Source organism: Herbaspirillum sp. GCM10030257, assembly GCF_042666555.1.
Classification (GTDB): Bacteria; Pseudomonadota; Gammaproteobacteria; order Burkholderiales; family Burkholderiaceae_D; genus Noviherbaspirillum.
The window spans coordinates 17,856-35,987 of sequence record NZ_JBHTDH010000036.1 but is presented as its reverse complement, the minus strand read 5'-3'; the positions used below and the strand labels follow the sequence as shown (position 1 = coordinate 35,987).

Here is an 18,132-nt window from a genome sequence, read left to right as displayed (position 1 = left end):
GCGGCCAAACGCACCATCGAGGAGCTCTGGTCGATCATTGGGGAATTAATGGACGACTTCGCTCCAGATGAGTGTGAGCGGTATATCCGACACGCCGGCTATGGCTAGTCAACGTGAAAATGCTCTAGAGGATTTCAACCTGGTGTACGAAAAGCAGGTTGATGAGACCGTCTGCAAGGTGTGAAAAGTGCCGCAAAACCAAGTGACGCAAGCAATATCAAACATCAGTATGCTGCCTGCATGTCACCCCAGCCAGCTATAAGCGAAACCACATCAATATGGAATTCGCTTCAAGCGACAGGCACGGATATTAAAAAAGCGCAGGATTCCCTGCGCTTTTATCGTTGAATCCAACACGGTCCGTGTTGGATTTCAATAACCTAATATCGGGCAAACAGCTTATGCAGAGAACGACGATCCGCAACCACAGGTCGTTGTCGCATTCGGGTTCTTGATGACAAACTGTGCGCCTTCGAGGTCATCCTTGTAATCGATTTCCGCTCCGACCAGATACTGGTAACTCATTGAGTCAATCAGCAGCTGGACACCATTCTTGGTCATCGTGGTGTCGTCTTCGTTGACGATTTCGTCAAACGTAAAACCATACTGGAAACCCGAGCAACCGCCCCCCTGAACGAACACGCGAAGTTTCAGGTCAGGGTTGCCTTCTTCCTCGATCAATTGAGCAACTTTCGCGGCGGCACTATCAGTGAAGACAATCGGTGCCGGCATTTCTGCCACGGCGTTCTCGGTCATTTCGGCTACTGCATTCATGTGGTGGCTCCTGGCAAAGCAAAGGACAATGCTTGATTATAGTCGCTTGAGGAAATTCAGGTATTTGACAGTGCCAGCTTGAGTACCGGTTCCCCAACCTGATCATGGGCCAGTTTTCCAGACACCAGCGCACCACCATGCATTTCCAGCGCTTTGTAATACACATCTCCAGTTATGCGGGCGCGAGGCTGCAATTCAAGCAGTTCTGAAGAATGAACCGGCCCAACGATCTCGCCATTGACCACCAGATGCGCCACGCGCACTTCGCCTTCCACCTTGGCATGCTCGGAAATGACCAGCATGCTGGGCTCGTCACCATCGGCGATTACATTGCCCTTGACGTGCCCGTCAATGCGCAAACCGCCCTGAAAGTGCACGTCACCTTGAATGTTGGTCGAAATTCCAATCAGACTGTCAATCGTGCCTTTTGTCTTACGGCCTAACATGTTGGCTCTCCTTTACAAACTTGCTGATAGCTGTGTCCGTACCTGACCTCTTTCCAGCACACGCGCCTGGACCTGCTTGGTGCTTGCGCCTTCGGGCAGGGTGAGAACACCTTCAACGCGCTGGTAATACCTGAAGCTGAGCTTGAATTTGTCCTGCTCTGTTACGTTGCCGTCGGGGAAAGTCATCATAACATTCTTGCCGGCCTGCAGCGTTGGAACCATTAGCTGAAGATTTCCGGCAAACAACTGATCACCCTTGCCCCCTTGCATGACCAGCAAACGATAACGCAGTTGGTTCGGCGCGATTTGATCAATCTTCAACCGGCGAATGGTAATTCCCTGCGGTCCGGTCGCATTCGGCAACAAACTATCGAAAAATGCGAGGTCTTCCTTGAGCCTGACATTTTCCGATTCGAGCATCTTAATCTGTGCAACGAGCTGCTTTTGTGCTGAACGCTCAATATTGAGTTGACTTTCGGCGGCGTTGGCAGCCGCAGAAAGCTCGTTTCGCTCCGTAGTAAGCGCTTCCACCTGGCTTTTGTATCTGGCAACCTGAGCGCGCGCATTGTCAGGATTAATGCCGGGCAGGCCGCGACCGGTATCGTAAGTCCACATGGCTACGGCACCGAGCACACCGATCGCCAGCACGAGAAGCGCCCGGACTGGCCATGGTAATTCCGCACGGATCGTCAACTTCGGCGACGATAATGCACGACGACGTGACATCCTGTGCTTCATCGAACCGAAAGAAGAAGTAGTCTGGGTCATGAAACTTAAATATTCGCTTACGGCAATACTGGAATGTGCATCAATCCAGTGGATTCTTCAAGGCCAAACATAATATTCATGCACTGCACGCCTTGACCAGCGGCGCCCTTGACGAGATTGTCCTCAACGACAAGGATGACCAGCAAATCACCCCCGTCCGGCCGGTGGACCGCTACACGAAGCTTGTTGGATGCGCGTACCGAGCGGGTTTCTGGATGGCTGCCAGGCGGCATGACATCAACAAATGTTTCACCCTTGAAGTGGTTTTCATACAACGCCTGAAAGTCAATATCACGCGCCTCCGGAAGGATATGTGCGTATAGCGTCGAATGAATGCCACGGATCATTGGTACAAGATGCGGCACGAACGTAAGGCCGACTTTGCGTCCGGCAATCGCCTGCAAGCCTTGCGTGGTTTCCGGAAGGTGGCGATGCCCCTTGACGCCATATGCCTTGAAGTTATCCGACGCTTCAGCAAGCAACGTATGAACCTCGGCTTTGCGTCCGGCCCCCGATACCCCAGATTTGCAGTCGGCGATCAGCATGGCTTCATTAACCAGCGGTTTTCCCTGTGCCAGCAGCGGTGCATAACCGAGCTGCATCGACGTCGGATAGCACCCCGGCAAGCCAATGATACGAGCGCTTCGGATTGCGTCTCGATTCACTTCCGGCAAGCCATAGACGGCCTCTTCCAGAATGTCAGGACAGGAATGCGGCATGCCGTACCACTTTTCAAATACAGCAGTGTCCTTGATGCGAAAGTCTGCAGCGAGGTCGATGACCTTCACGCCGGCGGCAAGCAGTTCGCGCGCTTGTGCCATCGCGACACCGTGTGGCGTAGCAAAAAAGACGACATCGCATTCAGTCAGATTCGCCTTGTCCGGCGAACTAAACGCGAGGGACACCACACCTCGGAGCGACGGATACATGTCGGCGACCGGCATCCCGTCTTCCTTGCGTGAGGTAATCGCAGTGAGCTGCACCTGAGGATGCGCTGCCAGAAGACGCAGCAGCTCCACGCCTGTATAACCCGTGCCGCCGACGATACCGATCTTGATCATGTTCTTACCTTGCTGAGGAGGTTGAATAGATTGAATAATTCCGAAATTTTAACAGTGCGCGACCGTATGCATTGACCAGTTCTGGCACCGAGACGCGAACTGAATAGCCCACGAACCGGCCGCCAAAAACAAAAAGCCGCCAGGCGCAAACCTGGCGGCTTTTCGGTGCTCTGAAAACGCAGATTAGCGCTTGGAGAACTGTTTTGCGCGGCGTGCTTTACGCAGACCGACTTTCTTACGCTCAACTTCACGTGCATCACGAGTGACGAAACCTGCCTTAGACAGTTCGCCCTTCAGGCCTGCATCGTAGTCGATCAGCGCACGGGTGATGCCGTGGCGAACCGCACCAGCCTGGCCGGACTCACCGCCGCCATGGACATTGACCATGATGTCGAAACGCTCGACATTGCCGGTCAGTTCCAGAGGTTGACGAATGACCATCAGACCAGTTTCACGCGAAAAGTATTCCGCAGCCGGCTTGCCGTTGACAACGATGTTGCCGCTGCCGGATTTAATGAAAACACGAGCCACTGCACTCTTGCGACGGCCGGTTCCGTAGTTGTAGTTACCGATCATGTCCGTTCCTTAGATTTCGAGTGCTTTGGGTTGCTGAGCAGCGTGCGGATGTGTGCCGTCGGCATACACTTTCAGCTTCTTGATCATGGCGTAGCCAAGCGGACCCTTGGGCAACATGCCCTTGACGGCCTTTTCCAGCGCACGACCCGGAAAACGCTGTTGCATTTTCAGGAAGTTGGTTTCGTAGATACCGCCCGGATAGGTCGAGTGACGGTAATAAGTCTTATCCAGCGCCTTGTTACCGGTCACACGCAGTTTGCCTGCGTTGATGACGACGATGAAATCGCCCGTGTCGACGTGGGGAGTGAACTCAGGTTTGTGCTTGCCGCGCAGTCGGAGTGCCACTTCGCTGGCAACACGTCCGAGGACTTTGTCCGTTGCGTCAATCACGAACCAGTCGCGCTGTACCTCATGGGCTTTAGCGGAAAAGGTCTTCATGATGATGTCCTAAATAAATTAACTCGCTCAAATTGGCGGTTCCGCTCTTTGTAACCGGCGGACTCTTCCTTGTTGTCTTTTCCTGAGCGAACGGAAAGCCTGAAAGTATAGCCTTTTCAAAGACTTGGCGTCAAACCTTATCGACGTAGGGTGTGGATTCTCTTCAAAATGAGCGGTATTGCATACCGCTGTGATCATTAATTTGATGCTTCGACAGCATAGCGGGCGGTTAATAGCCGAAAAAAAGCCCGAAACAATGTTTCGGGCTTAAATCCACACCAAAGGAGGAGGGTGGAGGAGACAATCGATTGGTTGAAGTCAGACAAACCTTAACAACCAGCAAGAAAAGTATAGTCCGTCTTATTGTGCAATGCAAGAAAAAGACCTGAGGCCGCGGACATTTTTAACGAGATTTGATAAAAATTCATTTGTTTTCAAAAGCTTATGATTTTTCACAATATGGTCATTCGATCCGCAATGTGATGCACCGCCTGAAGTACCTCCATATTCCCCCCTTTTTCGAATTCTCCCTACTTGCGCCGCCTACCCTGTCCTGCCATCCAATCGGCGCTTCGAAACCAGTTACAATAATTGCTTCTTTTTTGAACGAGATAACAAATGGAATGCACGGTACGGTGGACCGGCCTCTCCGGGATGACTTTTTTAGCGGAGACAGGTTCCGGTCATGTGGTCGCAATGGATGGAGCGCCTGAAGGTGGCGGACGCAATCTTGCTCCCCGTCCGATGGAAGTTGTACTTGCCGGCACCGGCGGCTGTACTGCTTACGATGTAGTGCTGATCTTGCGCAAGAGCCAGCAAGACATTCGCGGTTGCGATGTCACCCTGAAGTCCGAACGGGCTGAAAAGGATCCGAAAGTTTTCACCAAAATTCATTTCCACTTCACCGTACGCGGTCGTAACCTGAAACCGAATATGGTGGAACGCGCAATCAAACTCTCGCACGAGAAGTATTGCTCAGCTTCGATCATGCTGGAAAAGACAGCTGAAATAACCCACTCTTTCGAGATTGTAGAAGACTTGGCGGACGCTCCATCAGAATAAGGACGAAGTCCAACGCCAGGGGTGCTCTGTCTTTCCAGGTGCCCTGCCCGCCTTCTTCTTATTTATATGTAGTAGGCAGTAGTGGTCATGACCTTCGCCATTGCCTTCATCGCGCCACGGAGTGGCGCCGGCATGCTGGCCGCGCCTAATGCCTGGGCGTTAGCACCGTGCGTGACTTCATCGACTCGCATCTGCTCGACAATGGCGCGGGACTTGAGATCGTTCGCAGGCAGCGTCGTCAGGTGCGCCACTAGATGCGCCTCCACTTGCCGTTCAGTTTCGACCACAAAACCTAGACTCTTCGCATCTCCGAGTTTGGCCGCTATCGCACCGATTGCATAGGAACCTGCATACCATAGCGGATTCAATAGACTGGTTCTCGATCCGAGTTCACGCAGCCGCTCGGATGTCCAAGCCAGATGGTCCTCTTCCTCGCGCCCCGCCTGCCTAAATTGCTCCTTCAGGAATTCACTTTTGGCGAAATGTGCCTGAGAATCATATAGGGCTTGGGCGCAGACTTCACCAACATGGTTTACCCGCATCAAGCCAGCACTGTGGCGGCGCTCGGCATTGTCAAGTTCAACATCTCCTATCTTGGCCGCCGGGTTGCGGCGCGATGAGGACGCCACTCCAGCGACAACGCGCAATATTTTATCCAGTCCGACCACTACTTCATCCAAACGCTTCATTCCAACTCCTAAATTATTACTAGATAACCGTTACCGACCAAATGACATGAAATACGGAAAATTTAACTACAACCAACTTTTATATTTCCATGTCAAAAACACAGAATTCCGTTTGAAGCTTCTGAGGCGCAAAATTATTATTGTGTTAAACGTTGCTTTATTTCACCACTACTCGAATCCATCATTGCCAAAACCGCAACCATACGGAAATTTTTGTTGTTCGAAAGCCACATAAACGGCGGCTAGTCATGCCTAATACCAAATTCTCTTTGCCGAAACCTCTCACATTTGATGAAATCACCATTAACTTCTTGATCAGATGGTCGGAGGTTTCGGCGGGGACGCTACCACTAGTGACCACGCTGAGGGAAACAAAGGCAATTCAAAAAAATTTTAGCACGCCAACCCTTGGAGATTTATTAATGAAAAAGTCGCTTCTCGCCCTGGCAGTTCTGGGTGCATTTGCAGGTGCAGCTTCTGCACAAACTAGCGTTCAGATCTACGGTTCGTTCGACGGCGGTGTCCGCCACGTCACCAATGTCAACGCTGCCGGCGACAGCCGCACCACAATGGGTTCCAACGGCACCTACAACTCCAACCGTATCGGCTTCAAAGGCGTTGAAGACCTGGGCGGCGGTTTGAATGCTCACTTCACATTGGAAACCGGCTTCAACACCGGCACAGGCGCACTCGACAACGCAAATAATCAGCTGTTCCAGCGTACCGCTGCTGTTGGTCTGGGTGGCGCATGGGGTTCGCTTGACTTCGGTCGTCAGTACACTGTCGCGTTTAAGACGATCGCTTCCTACGATCCGTTCAGCTATAAGTATCCTGGCATCGCATCCGCTGTTCCAGCGACTGCAGGCACTCGCTACAACAACGATATCCAGTACATCGGTACATTTGGCCCGATCACCGCACGTGCTGAATACGCACTCGGCGAGACAGTTGGCAGCAACAGCACCAACTCCTCCACAGCGATCGGCGCAAGCTACAACGCTGGTCCTCTGAGCGTTGGCGGCGCATTCACACGTCGTGACATCGCTACATTTGACAACGACCATTGGACTTTGGGCGCAGGCTACAAATTCGGTCCGGCTCGCGTTACAGTCGGCTACGCTCAGCAAGAGCAGGATCTGGCTGCCACAACAGCACAGAACAAGACTCGCTGGGGCTGGGCTGGTATCAACTATGCCATCACACCGGCAGTTGAACTGACCTACGCTTACTATCAGACCCGTAACTCCGGTACCCCGGCGTTTGACGGCAAGAAGGATCTGCACATGGTGGCAGCAACCTACGCTTTCTCCAAGCGCACCAACCTGTACGCAGAGTTTGACACCGCTAAACTGCGTGGCAATCTGCGCGTAGCGGCTCCGGAAGATCGTCAGTCCGGCGTGTCGGTTGGTATCAACCACCTGTTCTAAGCAAGCGGCCGGACGGCTTTTCTAAATCCGTCCGATCTCGTGCTTCAATTGAAAAGCTCACCCTCAGGGTGAGCTTTTTTTCTGTACACAACGCTTGATGGTCTACTGCTTCAGAGCGTCATTTTTGCCTTTTAAGAAACATGCTGTGCCGACGCTCAAACGCACAAATTTGGTGCATCACAGTGAGCCTGCGTCGCTTTTAGGCCGCATTTCGTTGCATAGTCACCACAAAATTGGGAATAAAAATGCCAAAACCTAAATTCCCTTTGTCCTGAGCGCCGATATTTGATGAAATAACCATCGGCTTCTTGATTAAATAATTAAGGGGCATAGCTTTCTGGCAGGGGCGTATTGCACTAGTGGCCTTGCCGAACGCACTACTAAAAATTTAGCTCGATAAACCTTTGGGGATTATTCAATGAAAAAATCGCTTCTCGCGCTCGCAGTTCTGGGTGCATTCGCTGGTGCAGCATCTGCCCAAACTAATGTCACCATCTACGGTATTGCTGACGTTGGTATCCAGCGCATCGACACATCCGCAACCGAAGCTCGTTGGGGCCTGGACAGCGGCATCCAGTCCGGCAGCCGCCTCGGTTTCAAGGGCAGCGAAGACCTCGGTGGCGGCCTGTCCGCAATCTTCACTCTGGAAAGCGGCTACAACATTGACACTGGCACTAGCGCACAAGGTGGCCGTCTGTTCGGTCGTCAGGCGTTCGTTGGTCTGAGCGGCGGTTTCGGCGCTGTTAAGTTCGGTCGTCAATACACTCCGATCTTTATTGCACACGACACAATCGACCCGTTCGGTACAGGTATCGTCGGTGACGGCAGCGGTATCTCCGCAGTCTTCAATCCGTACGGCATCCGTATGGACAACACCATCAACTACTCCCTGACAGCTGGTCCGATCTCCGGTCAAGTTGCTTACGGTTTCGGTGAAGTCGCTGGTGAAAACTCCGCTGGCCGTCAGATCGGCGCGTCGCTGGGTTATGCAAACGGCCCGCTGACCGTTGTTGGCGCATACCACACTGCAAACTCCCCGACAGTCGGCAGCCAGGCTGATGCTAGCACCGCTTTCATCGGTGGCGTGTTTGATTTCCGCGTAGTCAAGCTGCACGGCGCATTTGCTGACAACCGCGGCGACAACGCTGTTGGTACACGTGCAATCCGTGACCGTGACTACATGCTGGGCGTGAGCGCACCGATCGGTGGCGCAGGCAACGTGATGGCATCCTGGACACGTCATGACCAGCGTTTGGCTGGCCTGGGCGGTGCAGATGCTGACATGTACGCAATTGGCTACACACACAACCTGTCGAAGCGTACAAACCTGTACACATCGTACTCGACCATCCGCAACGACGGCAGTTCGACTCTCGGCCTGCCCACAGGCGTTGCAGCTGGCAACGACATCAACTGGGTTAACGTTGGTATCCGTCACAAGTTCTAATCGCTCGCGGGCTTAAGTCCGCTGTGATTTGACTATGCAGTACGAAAAAGGCACCTTCGGGTGCCTTTTTTTGTGTGTGGCATCAACAAGATTTACTCTTTCAAACCGAAATCCGCGATATAGCTGATCACTTTGCAGGTAATAAACCCGTTAAGCCAAGGTTGACTTCGGATTAATTGGAACGGTCATTCTGCCGTTTTGGCCTGAAGACAGTCGTATCGCCATAGAACGCTTCATCCTGTCTATCCCACCATCCTGGAACCCCAAGCACCGGCAGCGGGCTGAAATCGGCTGTTTTGAGCCCTCCAGCCAATGATTGCGCAACGGCTGCGTCCAGCCAACGGCGCTTGGCCTCCCCATGCATCTCAAAGTAGGCGTCGTCTACAATCAGTACCCACGCATGTGCCGTGATGGATTTAAACGGCTTGACCAGTTTTTCCATCAAGGCATGGCCAAACAGCCAGACCTCGCAGTCCCTGATAAAGTCGTCGCGGTGTGCCAGCCATGCATGTTGCCAAGCATGTGTACGCAGACTTTCCACAAGGGCGACGTCTCTGCTGACGAGTAGCGCGGCATTCTCGTCAAATATCGTCGCGGCATCTCTTACCGGACCACGTCTGGACTGGTTTGTTAGATTAGACTGCCGTGATGCTTCGAGCGCTGCCGATTGCAGAGCATTGAGTTGAATTTTGGTTTTTGGAAAACTGAGCCAGACCAGCGCATTGAAGAAATCATGGAGATTTTCGCGCGTAGGCACCCTCCCCGTGGCGCTGATGAAGGCTTCATAAGCCGTCCCGGGCGGGAGTTCGGCCTGAGGAACAAATCGGATTGGCATGCCACGATGGTTATGCAAACCAAGGGTATTCGTTGCATCATTGAGCGCACCCAGCCAGTCGGCAGCATGTAGAACGGAGTCGGCTACCAACCGCAGTGGAGCGAGCCATGGCTTGGTCCAATCAATTGTGTCAAACATGTCTGCGTTTATCATTACCTAGAGCGGTTTCATATTGGTGTGCGGAGAAGCGGGTCGATTTGGCGTGCAGGGCAAGGCGCGCGGAGCGCCGTGTGGCGGGCCACACAAGCGATAAGCAACGCCGCCCGGCGCGTCAAGGCGGCCCGAGGCGACAGTACATCAATATGAAACCGCTCTAGGATCACGCCTGTCCGGTCATCGTCGGGATCCTCTCCAAACGACCACCGGCAGACGCGTCTTAACTAACAATCAGACAAGTTTCCAGTGAATTGCTTCACCACCATTCAGGGGCACGACCGTCGTCTCTCCCATGGGTAGCTCCGCTGGGAGCGTCCAGGTCTCACGCTGCAGCGTCACCGTGCCGCTGTTACGCGGAAGCTGGTAAAACGCCGGCCCATTAAAGCTGGCGAATGCCTCAAGCTTGTCAAGTGCACCGACCTGATCGAATGCATGGGCATATAACTCCATCGCATGCAGGGCCGTATAGCAACCCGCGCACCCGCAGGCGTGCTCCTTCAGTCCTTTGGGATGGGGTGCGGAATCGGTACCGAGGAAAAAGCGGGTATCGCCGGATGTCGCAGCCTTGACCAAGGCTTGGCGATGTTCTTCGCGCTTAAGAACCGGCAGACAGTAGTAATGCGGACGGATACCGCCTTTGAAAATCTCATTGCGGTTATAGAGCAAGTGATGGGCAGTGATGGTGGCACCAAGCGGGCCATCTGCCTGGGTCACGTACTGCGCAGCTTCGCGCGTTGTGATGTGCTCAAACACAACTTTCAATGCCGGCATGTCTCTGCGCAAAGGTTCCAAAACGCGGTCTATGAACACGGCCTCACGATCAAACAGGTCGATATCGGTATCAGTCACCTCACCATGCACAAGAAACGGCATGCCAACTTCCTGCATGACCTCCAGCGTCTTGTAGCATTTATTTAACGCAGTGACACCGGCGTCGGAATTGGTGGTCGCACCAGCAGGATAAAGTTTCACCGCGTGAATAAAGCCGCTTTCCTTGGCACGCCGGATTTCATCTGGCGGCGTGTTGTCGGTTAGATAAAGCGTCATCAGCGGTTCGAAATGCATGCCGGCCGGTAGTGCAGTGAGGATACGCTCGCGGTAGGCAGCGGCCTGGGCCGTTGTGGTGACCGGTGGCTTGAGATTGGGCATCACGATCGCACGGGCAAACTGGCGCGCGGTATGTGGCAAGACACTGGCCAAGGTGGCGCCATCGCGCAAATGCAAGTGCCAGTCGTCGGGGCGTGTCAGCGTGATGCTGGAAACAGAGGATTGGGTTTGGGAAGTAGGCATGTTGGCTCTTTCTTGATACGGCGCTATTTTACCCGCCTGAGGCAACAAACTGAGCCATTCCCGGTTACCAAATAAAAAAGCCGCCCCTGTGGGCAGGGACGGCGTGGCGCTCGATGAATCTATTGCTCTGTTACTGGCGGTCAGTGGATGATTTTTGCAAGGAAGTCACGCGCACGGTCGGAACGCGGCGCACCGAAGAACTCTTCCTTGGTGCAATCTTCAACAATCAAACCCTTGTCCATGAAGACGACGCGGTTGGCGACCTTCTTGGCAAAGCCCATTTCATGGGTGACCACCATCATGGTCATACCTTCGTGCGCGAGGCCGACCATGACGTCCAGCACTTCGTTGATCATTTCAGGATCGAGCGCCGAGGTCGGTTCATCGAACAACATCGCAATCGGATCCATTGACAACGCACGCGCGATCGCGACACGCTGCTGCTGACCACCAGACAACTGGCCCGGGAATTTGTCCTTCTGCGATAGCAAACCGACGCGATCGAGGTACTTCAGGCCCTTTTCGGTCGCTTCATCCTCGCTGCGACCCAGCACCTTGACTTGGCCGATCGTTAGATTCTGGCGAATCGACAGGTGCGGAAATAATTCAAAGTTCTGGAACACCATGCCGATGCGTGCACGCAGTTTCGAGAGATTGGTTTTCGGGTCGCCGACCGAAATGCCATCGACCAGGATCTGGCCTTTCTGGAACGGCTCCAGTCCGTTGACAGTTTTAATCAGCGTGGACTTGCCCGAGCCGGAAGGACCGCAGACCACAACCACTTCACCCTTGGCAACATGCGTGGTGCAATCGGTCAGAACCTGGAAATTTCCGTACCATTTGCTGACATCTTTAAGTTCAATCATGATTTCTCCTGGATACTATTCTGAAATATTCTGTCTTTGCCGGAGTCCGGATCCCACAGGCTTCTGCTTGCGCCGCACTTGATGGCGATGTCCCGGCGCAGCACAAGATGCGTTATCGGATAATCGCCACCTTCTGCTGTAGCCGCTTAACCAGCAGCGAAAGCCCGAAGCAGATCACGAAGTAGACGAGCGCGACAAACAGATACATTTCAATCAGACGTCCGTCACGCTGCGCGACCTTGGAAGCAGCGCCCACGAAGTCGGTAATCGACAAGACATACACCAGCGATACGTCTTGAAACAGCACGATAGTCTGTGTGAGCAGAACCGGAATCATGTTGCGGAATGCCTGAGGCAGCACGATATTTCCCATGGTTTGCCAGTAATTCATCCCAAGCGCATAACCGGCGGAAACCTGCCCGCGAGGAATCGACTGGATACCAGCTCGCATGATCTCGCAGTAGTACGCAGCTTCAAACAGCATGAATGTAATCAGCGACGAAGTGAACGCACCGACCTTGATCGGTTCATTTGCACCAATTATCCAGGCCCCGATATACGGCACCAGGAAGTAAAACCAGAAAATTACCAGAACCAGCGGAATTGAGCGGATCAGGTTGACATAACTGGTAGCAACGAACGATATGGCCTTGTTGCTGGACAAGCGCATCATCGCCAATAACGTGCCGATAATGATACCGCCCACCATCGCCAGCCCCGTCAGCTCTAGCGTGAATGCCATCCCTGTCTGGAAAAGGTAAACCCAGCTGCGTTCGATAACGTCGAAATCGAGATTAAGCATGGTTACTTACCTCCCGAACCGGAAGTGATATAGCCAGGTACCGCCACGCGTCGTTCGATGACGCGCATGAGATTAACCACGACCACATTGACGAGGACATAAATAATCGTGGCCGCAGTGAATGCCTCAAATACCTGGAAGGAGAATTCCTGCATTGAACGCGCCCGTGCGGTCAGTTCCATCAAGCCGATAGTCAGCGCTACCGCGCTGTTTTTCATAATGTTGAGAAATTCACTGGTAAGCGGCGGAATGACGATACGGAAAGCCATCGGCAGCAGAATGTAGCGATAGGTTTGCGGAAGCGTCAGGCCGAGCGCCGTTCCGGCCAGTTTCTGCCCCCGCGGCAGAGAATTGATGCCTGCGGAGACCTGCACGGCCACCCGTGCAGACGTAAAGAATCCAAGCGAGATGACCGCAGTAATAAAGGGAGAATTCGGCAATTGCTTGAGCCAGTCGCCAAAGGATGCGGGAACAAGTTCCGGCATCACAAAGAACCAGAGGAACATCTGGACCAGCAACGGAATGTTGCGGAACAGTTCGACATAGCCGTTAGCCAGACGCACCGCCCACTTGTGGGGGGTCGTGCGGATGGTGCCGATGATTGCGCCGAGGATGAGTGCCATGATCCACGCGATCAGCGCGGTAGCCAGCGTCCAGTACAGTCCGGACAGCAGCGTGTCCATATAGGTGCCGACACCGTCGGGAGACGGCTCCCAGAAAATGCGCCAGTTCCAGTTGTAATTCATAGCTTGCCCTTGTCTCTTGCAGAGGTCCAGTGTGATATTGCGCGCACCGCAGGATGCGACTGTGTGACGCATTGCTGTCTGCCGTCACCCTTCTAAGGAATTGTATTCACTACAAAAAACGGGAGGCCCCTGCCCCCCGTTTTTTTCACGCTGCTATCGCTTATTTGTAAGCAGCGGGATCACCGGAATCGGTCGGATTCGCAATGATTTTCTTCAGTTGCTCGCTCATCGGCCAGTTCAGGTTAACACCCTTCGGTGGAATCGGCGACTGGAACCACTTCGCGTAGATACGGTTGATATCACCCGACTTGAAGACGGCGATGATGGCGTCGTCCACGACTTTCTTGAAGGCAGGATCGTCGCGGCGCATCATGATGCCGTAGGGCTCAAGCTCAAGCGCATCCTTGGTGATGACGTAGTCATTTGGCGACTTGGACGTTGCTGCCAGCGATGCCAGCAGAATGTCATCCATCAGGAAGGCAACCGCACGGCCTGTTTCAACCATCAGGAAAGACTCAGCATGATCCTTGGCAGACAGAATGTTCAAGCCCAGGTTTTTCTCGGTATTGAGCGTAGTGATCTGACGCATAGACGTCGTACCTGCTGTCGACACCAGGGTTTTGCCCTTCATGTCGTTCAGCGAACTGATATTGGCAGACTTCTTGGCCAGCAGGCGGTTACCCGACACGAACGTGGTCGGTGCAAATGCAACCTGTTTCTGGCGCTCGAGGTTATTGGTGGTGGAACCGCACTCGAGGTCGACCGTGCCGTTTGCCATCAGAGGAATACGGGTTGCCGATGTGACCGGGTTCATCTTGACGTTCAACTGTGTCATGCCCAGGTGCTTCTGGATTGCACTCACTGCCTTCATGCAGAGATCGATCGAGTAGCCCTGATAGGACTGCTTGTCGTCAAGGTAGGAAAACGGAATGGAGGAATCGCGCACGCCCAGAGTAATGGTGCCGGAATCCTTAATCTTTTTCAGTGTGCCGCTCTCCTGAGCCTGTGCGGCTCCTGCGATGACCCCTGCGCCGATCAGGACAGCGATCAATTTTGCTAGTTTCATTTTATCTCCTGGAAAAAAATTAGCGAGTTAGTGTACCAAAAGCTATGTTTATAGAGCATGTTTTCTGCTCGTTTCGAGGGGCTAAGACCGGGTCCTCTCCCTTTGGTCGAACATGTTCTTGTTTTTATTACTGCGCAATACGTAGTTTTACGGATTCCCAGTTGCGAGCATGGCTAGCGCCAACTCGATTTCAGTCCCCTACCTTATCGGTCGGAAAACGGAATGTGTCACGCAATAAGTGGCCGATCGGCATATTCATGTTTATGCCCTTGGGTGGAATCGGGCTCTTGAACCACTTGTCGTAGAGCTTGTAGATCTCGCCATCGTTGATGATGCGGCCCATTTCCCGGTCGACGACGGCCTTGAACGCGGGGTCATCCTTGCGCAGCATGATGGCATAAGGTTCGGCGGACAGGGCATCTCCAATAACCGCAAAGCGGCTCGGGTTTTCCGAGTTTGCACGCAATCCGAATAAAAGTACGTCATCCATGGGAAAAGCTGCTGCCTCGCCTTTCTCCACCATCGAAAACGATTCGGCATGGTCACGCCCTTCGATCAGTTTCAGGCCTAGAGCCCGTACTTTGTCGCGGTCATTGAGCAGTTTGACTGTCGTGGTGCCTTTGGTCGTCACAACCTGCTTGTCGCGCAGATCGGACCAATTGGTAATCCCCGAATCGGTTCGCACCACCATGCGGGCGGCGGCGACAAAATGAGGGATGGTAAACGCCACCTGCTTGCGGCGCTCGGCATTGTTAGTGGTGGAGCCGCACTCCAGGTCCGCTTTGCCATCGACGATGGCAGGGATGCGGGTGGAAGGCGTGACGGCCAGAAATTCGACATTGAGACGGTCTAGCTTGAGTTCACGCTTGACCGCATCGGCAATTTTCAGACACAGCTCGACCGCGTATCCAATCGGTTTTTTATCTGCGTTGTAGTAGGAAAACGGGAGAGATGCCTCCCGGTATGCGATGGTAATCGTGCGCGATTCTTTGATTTTTGCCAGACTATCGGCAGCGTATGTCGGAGGGGCGAGCAGGCAGCAGGAGGCTGCAAGGCAGCCTCCTGCGATACGACTTGTAATCGTAGGTCGGTAGTGCATAAGGTCTCCGTCTCATGCCGGGTAGTACAGCCTACAGGACGTCCGGCGGTGCAGTTGAATACGAAACTACGGCCGCGTCCTGTATGTGCAGCCGCCGGTGCATTGCCGGCAGCTTGCCAGTTTTCAGTGCAACCGAAGTATCAAGGGTAAAGTCCGCGCATTTCCCGTGCCTGCAACACTCGGGTACAAGCGACGATAAACGCGGCAGTACGTAATGATACTTTCTTCTCGTCCGCTAGTTGCCACACGGCAGCAAATGCTTCACGCATGATACGTGTCAGGCGCTGGTTAATCTCATCCTCGGTCCAGAAAAAGCTTGAGAAATCCTGCACCCATTCGAAGTAACTGACGGTCACGCCACCCGCATTGGCAATCACGTCTGGCACGATCAGCACGCCCTTGTCGTGCAGGATGTCGTCAGCGGCCGGGGTCGTCGGGCCGTTCGCGCCCTCCAGAATGATCTTGGCGCGGATCTTGTTGGCGTTGGCTTCGGTGATCTGCTGCTCAAGTGCGGCCGGGATCAGAATGTCACAGTCGACTTCCCAGAAACGGCTGCGGTCGTTGACCGTGTCGGCATTGGCAAAGCCGGACACACTGCCATGCTGCGCCACATGTGCCTGCAGCGCCGTGACGTCGAGTCCGCCGTCACGCACTATCGTGGTGACATGGTCCTGCACCGCGACGATTTTTGCACCAGCTTCGGCGAACAAGCGGGCAGCAACGCCGCCGACGTTCCCGAAGCCCTGCACCGCAACGCGTGCACCTTTGATGTCTAGACCACGCTTGGCGGCGGCTTCACAACCCACGACGTAGACGCCACGGCCAGTGGCTTCGTGACGGCCCAGGCTACCGCCGAGAGAAATCGGCTTGCCGGTGACGACGCCGGAGGCAGTGCTGCCCTGGTTCATGGAATAAGTGTCCATCATCCACGCCATGATCTGCTCATTGGTATTGACGTCGGGCGCCGGGATATCCTTGTTCGGGCCGATGATGATGTTGATTTCGCTGGTGTAACGGCGAGTCATGCGTTGCAGTTCGCCGGTCGACAGGGTCTTGGGATTGACGCGGATGCCACCTTTCGCGCCGCCGTACGGCACGTTGACTGCTGCGTTCTTGACTGTCATCCAGGCCGACAGGGCCATTACTTCAGACAGCGTTACGTCCTGGTGGAAGCGCACACCGCCCTTGCCCGGACCGCGGGAAGTATTGTGCTGCACGCGGTAGCCCTCGAAGTGGGCAATGGTCCCGTCATCGCGTTCGATCGGGACGTCAACAACGAGAATACGCTTGGGGCGCTTGAGAGTTTCAACCCAGCGGGCCAGGTTGCCGAGATGGGGTGTGACGCGATCGATCTGCTCGAGATAGACGCCCCAGGGGCCGATCTCATGGGGTGTCAGGTAAGACGGGACTTCGTGGTGGACGGACATGGTGCCATGACTCCTTGTAGGTTTAAGCGCCATCGTTGCGATGATGCGCTATACAGGGAAGGATGCTATTCCAACGCGCCGCAGCAAATCCAATGCTTTGTAGGCATGCAACTATGCATGGAACGCATAACCTTTGATGCCCCGCAAATGCGTGATCAGGCGGCTTTTCCTGCTGCGGTTCGGCGCTTGCGGTTGCGCGGTTTTGCTTCCCTGCGCTCGACCAGGTATTCCCATAGTCGGGACACAATCGGCTTGCCCGGACGCTGACCCGAAGGACGTTCCCGATAGAGGCGGATTTCCATGCTGAGTTCCCAGTCCGGCTGGCCGCCATCGGCGCGCGCCAAATGCTTCTGCTTGATTTCTCGTGTCACTGCGGATTCCGGAAGAAAGGCGATACCATGGCCTTCCAGCGCCATCATCTTCAAGCCTTCCGCCATGTCGGTCTCGTAGCGCTTTTCAAGGAACAGCGGGCGTTCGGCATCGGCAAGAATCATATCCACCATGCGGCCCAGATAAGCATTGCTGGTGTAAGACAGAAATGGTATCGGCGCTTTGGGGCTGCCCGGCAGTAGCAAGCTCGGTACACCGGACTTGTTACAGCGTGCGTAGGCACGCAAGGTTTCGCTGCCCAGGGTCAGCATGTCGTAGCGGCTGGCGTCGAGCTGTACGGGCTGGCGGGGATGGTGATAGCACAGTAGCAGATCGCAGCCGCCCTCCACCATCGTCATCACAGCGTCGTGCACGTTCAGTGCAATCAGTCGTGAATTCAGTGTGCCGAAACCGTCCTTCAGCTCGGTGATCCACTTGGGCATATAGGTCAGCGACAAGGTGTGCGGCACCGCGAAGTCGACCGTGGTATGGGCAGTCGGCCGCTTGCCGCGCAACAGGGCACGCGCATTATTGACCTGACCAAGCATTTCCAGCGCCTGCTCGTAGAACACTTCACCGGCCGGGGTGAGCCTGGTCGGATAGGAGGTGCGGTCGATCAGATCCGCGCCGAGCCATGCTTCCAGGGACTGAATGCGGCGCGAAAATGCCGGTTGCGTCACATGGCGCAGCGCCGCCGAACGGCTGAAGCTGCGCGTCTCGGCCAATGAAATAAAATCTTCGAGCCATTTGGTTTCCATGCCGCTATGTTAGTCGCCTTCGCAGCGGAA

19 protein-coding genes are annotated in these 18,132 nt (G+C 54.3%); 3 read left to right on the top strand and 16 right to left on the bottom strand.

What is annotated here, in order from left to right:
- Nucleotides 1-399: 399 nt before the first annotated feature.
- From erpA to rplM, 6 genes are all read right to left on the bottom strand, one after another.
- Nucleotides 400-774, bottom strand: a complete 375-nt coding sequence (erpA, locus tag ACFQUU_RS26270) for an iron-sulfur cluster insertion protein ErpA (RefSeq protein ID WP_057290745.1) — start codon at nt 772-774, stop codon at nt 400-402.
- Between the two features lie 56 nt (nt 775-830).
- Complete coding sequence (locus tag ACFQUU_RS26265; protein WP_057290746.1) at nt 831-1,220, bottom strand: polymer-forming cytoskeletal protein; 390 nt, start codon at nt 1,218-1,220, stop codon at nt 831-833.
- Nucleotides 1,221-1,232: 12 nt separating this feature from the next.
- Nucleotides 1,233-1,946 carry a DUF6776 family protein gene (locus ACFQUU_RS26260; protein WP_382251115.1) on the bottom strand — a complete coding sequence of 238 codons (714 nt, stop codon included), beginning with the start codon at nt 1,944-1,946 and terminating at the stop codon, nt 1,233-1,235.
- A 59-nt stretch (nt 1,947-2,005) separates the two neighbouring features.
- A complete protein-coding gene (gene argC / locus ACFQUU_RS26255) occupies nt 2,006-3,049 on the bottom strand; it encodes an N-acetyl-gamma-glutamyl-phosphate reductase (protein WP_382251114.1) in 1,044 nt (347 codons plus the stop codon).
- Between the two features lie 183 nt (nt 3,050-3,232).
- Nucleotides 3,233-3,625 carry a 30S ribosomal protein S9 gene (gene rpsI, locus ACFQUU_RS26250; RefSeq protein WP_057290749.1) on the bottom strand — a complete coding sequence of 131 codons (393 nt, stop codon included), beginning with the start codon at nt 3,623-3,625 and terminating at the stop codon, nt 3,233-3,235.
- Between the two features lie 9 nt (nt 3,626-3,634).
- Complete coding sequence (gene rplM, locus ACFQUU_RS26245; protein WP_057290750.1) at nt 3,635-4,063, bottom strand: 50S ribosomal protein L13; 429 nt, start codon at nt 4,061-4,063, stop codon at nt 3,635-3,637.
- 618 nt (nt 4,064-4,681) lie between these two features.
- On the opposite strand from rplM, the gene ACFQUU_RS26240 reads away from it, so the two are divergent.
- Entirely contained in the window at nt 4,682-5,125 is a 444-nt protein-coding gene (locus ACFQUU_RS26240) for an OsmC family protein (protein WP_382251113.1), read from the top strand.
- 62 nt (nt 5,126-5,187) lie between these two features.
- Here the strand turns inward: ACFQUU_RS26240 and coq7 are convergent, their stop codons facing one another.
- Nucleotides 5,188-5,814: a 2-polyprenyl-3-methyl-6-methoxy-1,4-benzoquinone monooxygenase gene (gene coq7, locus ACFQUU_RS26235; protein WP_382251110.1), complete on the bottom strand. Its 627-nt coding sequence runs from the start codon at nt 5,812-5,814 to the stop codon at nt 5,188-5,190.
- 422 nt (nt 5,815-6,236) lie between these two features.
- Between coq7 and ACFQUU_RS26230 the strand changes: the two genes are divergently transcribed.
- Complete coding sequence (locus ACFQUU_RS26230) at nt 6,237-7,241, top strand: porin (RefSeq protein ID WP_382251109.1); 1,005 nt, start codon at nt 6,237-6,239, stop codon at nt 7,239-7,241.
- Nucleotides 7,242-7,659: 418 nt separating this feature from the next.
- Nucleotides 7,660-8,688, top strand: a complete 1,029-nt coding sequence (locus ACFQUU_RS26225; protein WP_382251108.1) for a porin — start codon at nt 7,660-7,662, stop codon at nt 8,686-8,688.
- Nucleotides 8,689-8,860: 172 nt separating this feature from the next.
- Here the strand turns inward: ACFQUU_RS26225 and ACFQUU_RS26220 are convergent, their stop codons facing one another.
- The 9 genes from ACFQUU_RS26220 to ACFQUU_RS26180 form a co-directional block, all read right to left on the bottom strand.
- The gene (locus ACFQUU_RS26220; protein ID WP_382251106.1) at nt 8,861-9,661 is read right to left on the bottom strand and encodes a DUF3025 domain-containing protein; all 801 of its coding nucleotides are present in this window, start codon (nt 9,659-9,661) and stop codon (nt 8,861-8,863) included.
- Nucleotides 9,662-9,910: 249 nt separating this feature from the next.
- Nucleotides 9,911-10,969, bottom strand: coding sequence for a dihydroorotase (pyrC, locus tag ACFQUU_RS26215; protein WP_382251105.1), 1,059 nt, complete (start codon nt 10,967-10,969; stop codon nt 9,911-9,913).
- Nucleotides 10,970-11,109: 140 nt separating this feature from the next.
- Entirely contained in the window at nt 11,110-11,835 is a 726-nt protein-coding gene (locus ACFQUU_RS26210) for an amino acid ABC transporter ATP-binding protein (RefSeq protein WP_382251103.1), read from the bottom strand.
- 112 nt (nt 11,836-11,947) lie between these two features.
- A complete protein-coding gene (locus ACFQUU_RS26205; protein WP_382251102.1) occupies nt 11,948-12,637 on the bottom strand; it encodes an amino acid ABC transporter permease in 690 nt (229 codons plus the stop codon).
- A gap of 2 nt (nt 12,638-12,639) precedes the next feature.
- Nucleotides 12,640-13,383: an amino acid ABC transporter permease gene (locus ACFQUU_RS26200; RefSeq protein WP_382251100.1), complete on the bottom strand. Its 744-nt coding sequence runs from the start codon at nt 13,381-13,383 to the stop codon at nt 12,640-12,642.
- A 160-nt stretch (nt 13,384-13,543) separates the two neighbouring features.
- Entirely contained in the window at nt 13,544-14,449 is a 906-nt protein-coding gene (locus ACFQUU_RS26195; RefSeq protein WP_382251098.1) for a transporter substrate-binding domain-containing protein, read from the bottom strand.
- Between the two features lie 190 nt (nt 14,450-14,639).
- Nucleotides 14,640-15,548 (bottom strand): amino acid ABC transporter substrate-binding protein, encoded by a 909-nt coding sequence (locus tag ACFQUU_RS26190; protein WP_382251096.1) that lies wholly within the window; start codon nt 15,546-15,548, stop codon nt 14,640-14,642.
- A gap of 140 nt (nt 15,549-15,688) precedes the next feature.
- Nucleotides 15,689-16,975, bottom strand: coding sequence for a Glu/Leu/Phe/Val dehydrogenase (locus ACFQUU_RS26185; RefSeq protein WP_382251095.1), 1,287 nt, complete (start codon nt 16,973-16,975; stop codon nt 15,689-15,691).
- A 155-nt stretch (nt 16,976-17,130) separates the two neighbouring features.
- On the bottom strand, nt 17,131-18,102 hold the full coding sequence (locus ACFQUU_RS26180) for a LysR family transcriptional regulator (protein ID WP_382251093.1): 972 nt from the start codon (nt 18,100-18,102) through the stop codon (nt 17,131-17,133).
- Between the last annotated feature and the right edge of the window lie 30 nt (nt 18,103-18,132).

What these genes read in the sequence shown, in the direction of transcription:
- erpA (WP_057290745.1), bottom strand. Translation starts at nt 774, where the DNA reads ATGAATGCAGTAGCCGAAATGACCGAGAACGCCGTGGCAGAAATGCCG.
- ACFQUU_RS26265 (WP_057290746.1), bottom strand. Translation starts at nt 1,220, where the DNA reads ATGTTAGGCCGTAAGACAAAAGGCACGATTGACAGTCTGATTGGAATT.
- ACFQUU_RS26260 (WP_382251115.1), bottom strand. Translation starts at nt 1,946, where the DNA reads ATGTCACGTCGTCGTGCATTATCGTCGCCGAAGTTGACGATCCGTGCG.
- argC (WP_382251114.1), bottom strand. Translation starts at nt 3,049, where the DNA reads ATGATCAAGATCGGTATCGTCGGCGGCACGGGTTATACAGGCGTGGAG.
- rpsI (WP_057290749.1), bottom strand. Translation starts at nt 3,625, where the DNA reads ATGATCGGTAACTACAACTACGGAACCGGCCGTCGCAAGAGTGCAGTG.
- rplM (WP_057290750.1), bottom strand. Translation starts at nt 4,063, where the DNA reads ATGAAGACCTTTTCCGCTAAAGCCCATGAGGTACAGCGCGACTGGTTC.
- ACFQUU_RS26240 (WP_382251113.1), top strand. Translation starts at nt 4,682, where the DNA reads ATGGAATGCACGGTACGGTGGACCGGCCTCTCCGGGATGACTTTTTTA.
- coq7 (WP_382251110.1), bottom strand. Translation starts at nt 5,814, where the DNA reads ATGAAGCGTTTGGATGAAGTAGTGGTCGGACTGGATAAAATATTGCGC.
- ACFQUU_RS26230 (WP_382251109.1), top strand. Translation starts at nt 6,237, where the DNA reads ATGAAAAAGTCGCTTCTCGCCCTGGCAGTTCTGGGTGCATTTGCAGGT.
- ACFQUU_RS26225 (WP_382251108.1), top strand. Translation starts at nt 7,660, where the DNA reads ATGAAAAAATCGCTTCTCGCGCTCGCAGTTCTGGGTGCATTCGCTGGT.
- ACFQUU_RS26220 (WP_382251106.1), bottom strand. Translation starts at nt 9,661, where the DNA reads ATGTTTGACACAATTGATTGGACCAAGCCATGGCTCGCTCCACTGCGG.
- pyrC (WP_382251105.1), bottom strand. Translation starts at nt 10,969, where the DNA reads ATGCCTACTTCCCAAACCCAATCCTCTGTTTCCAGCATCACGCTGACA.
- ACFQUU_RS26210 (WP_382251103.1), bottom strand. Translation starts at nt 11,835, where the DNA reads ATGATTGAACTTAAAGATGTCAGCAAATGGTACGGAAATTTCCAGGTT.
- ACFQUU_RS26205 (WP_382251102.1), bottom strand. Translation starts at nt 12,637, where the DNA reads ATGCTTAATCTCGATTTCGACGTTATCGAACGCAGCTGGGTTTACCTT.
- ACFQUU_RS26200 (WP_382251100.1), bottom strand. Translation starts at nt 13,383, where the DNA reads ATGAATTACAACTGGAACTGGCGCATTTTCTGGGAGCCGTCTCCCGAC.
- ACFQUU_RS26195 (WP_382251098.1), bottom strand. Translation starts at nt 14,449, where the DNA reads ATGAAACTAGCAAAATTGATCGCTGTCCTGATCGGCGCAGGGGTCATC.
- ACFQUU_RS26190 (WP_382251096.1), bottom strand. Translation starts at nt 15,548, where the DNA reads ATGCACTACCGACCTACGATTACAAGTCGTATCGCAGGAGGCTGCCTT.
- ACFQUU_RS26185 (WP_382251095.1), bottom strand. Translation starts at nt 16,975, where the DNA reads ATGTCCGTCCACCACGAAGTCCCGTCTTACCTGACACCCCATGAGATC.
- ACFQUU_RS26180 (WP_382251093.1), bottom strand. Translation starts at nt 18,102, where the DNA reads ATGGAAACCAAATGGCTCGAAGATTTTATTTCATTGGCCGAGACGCGC.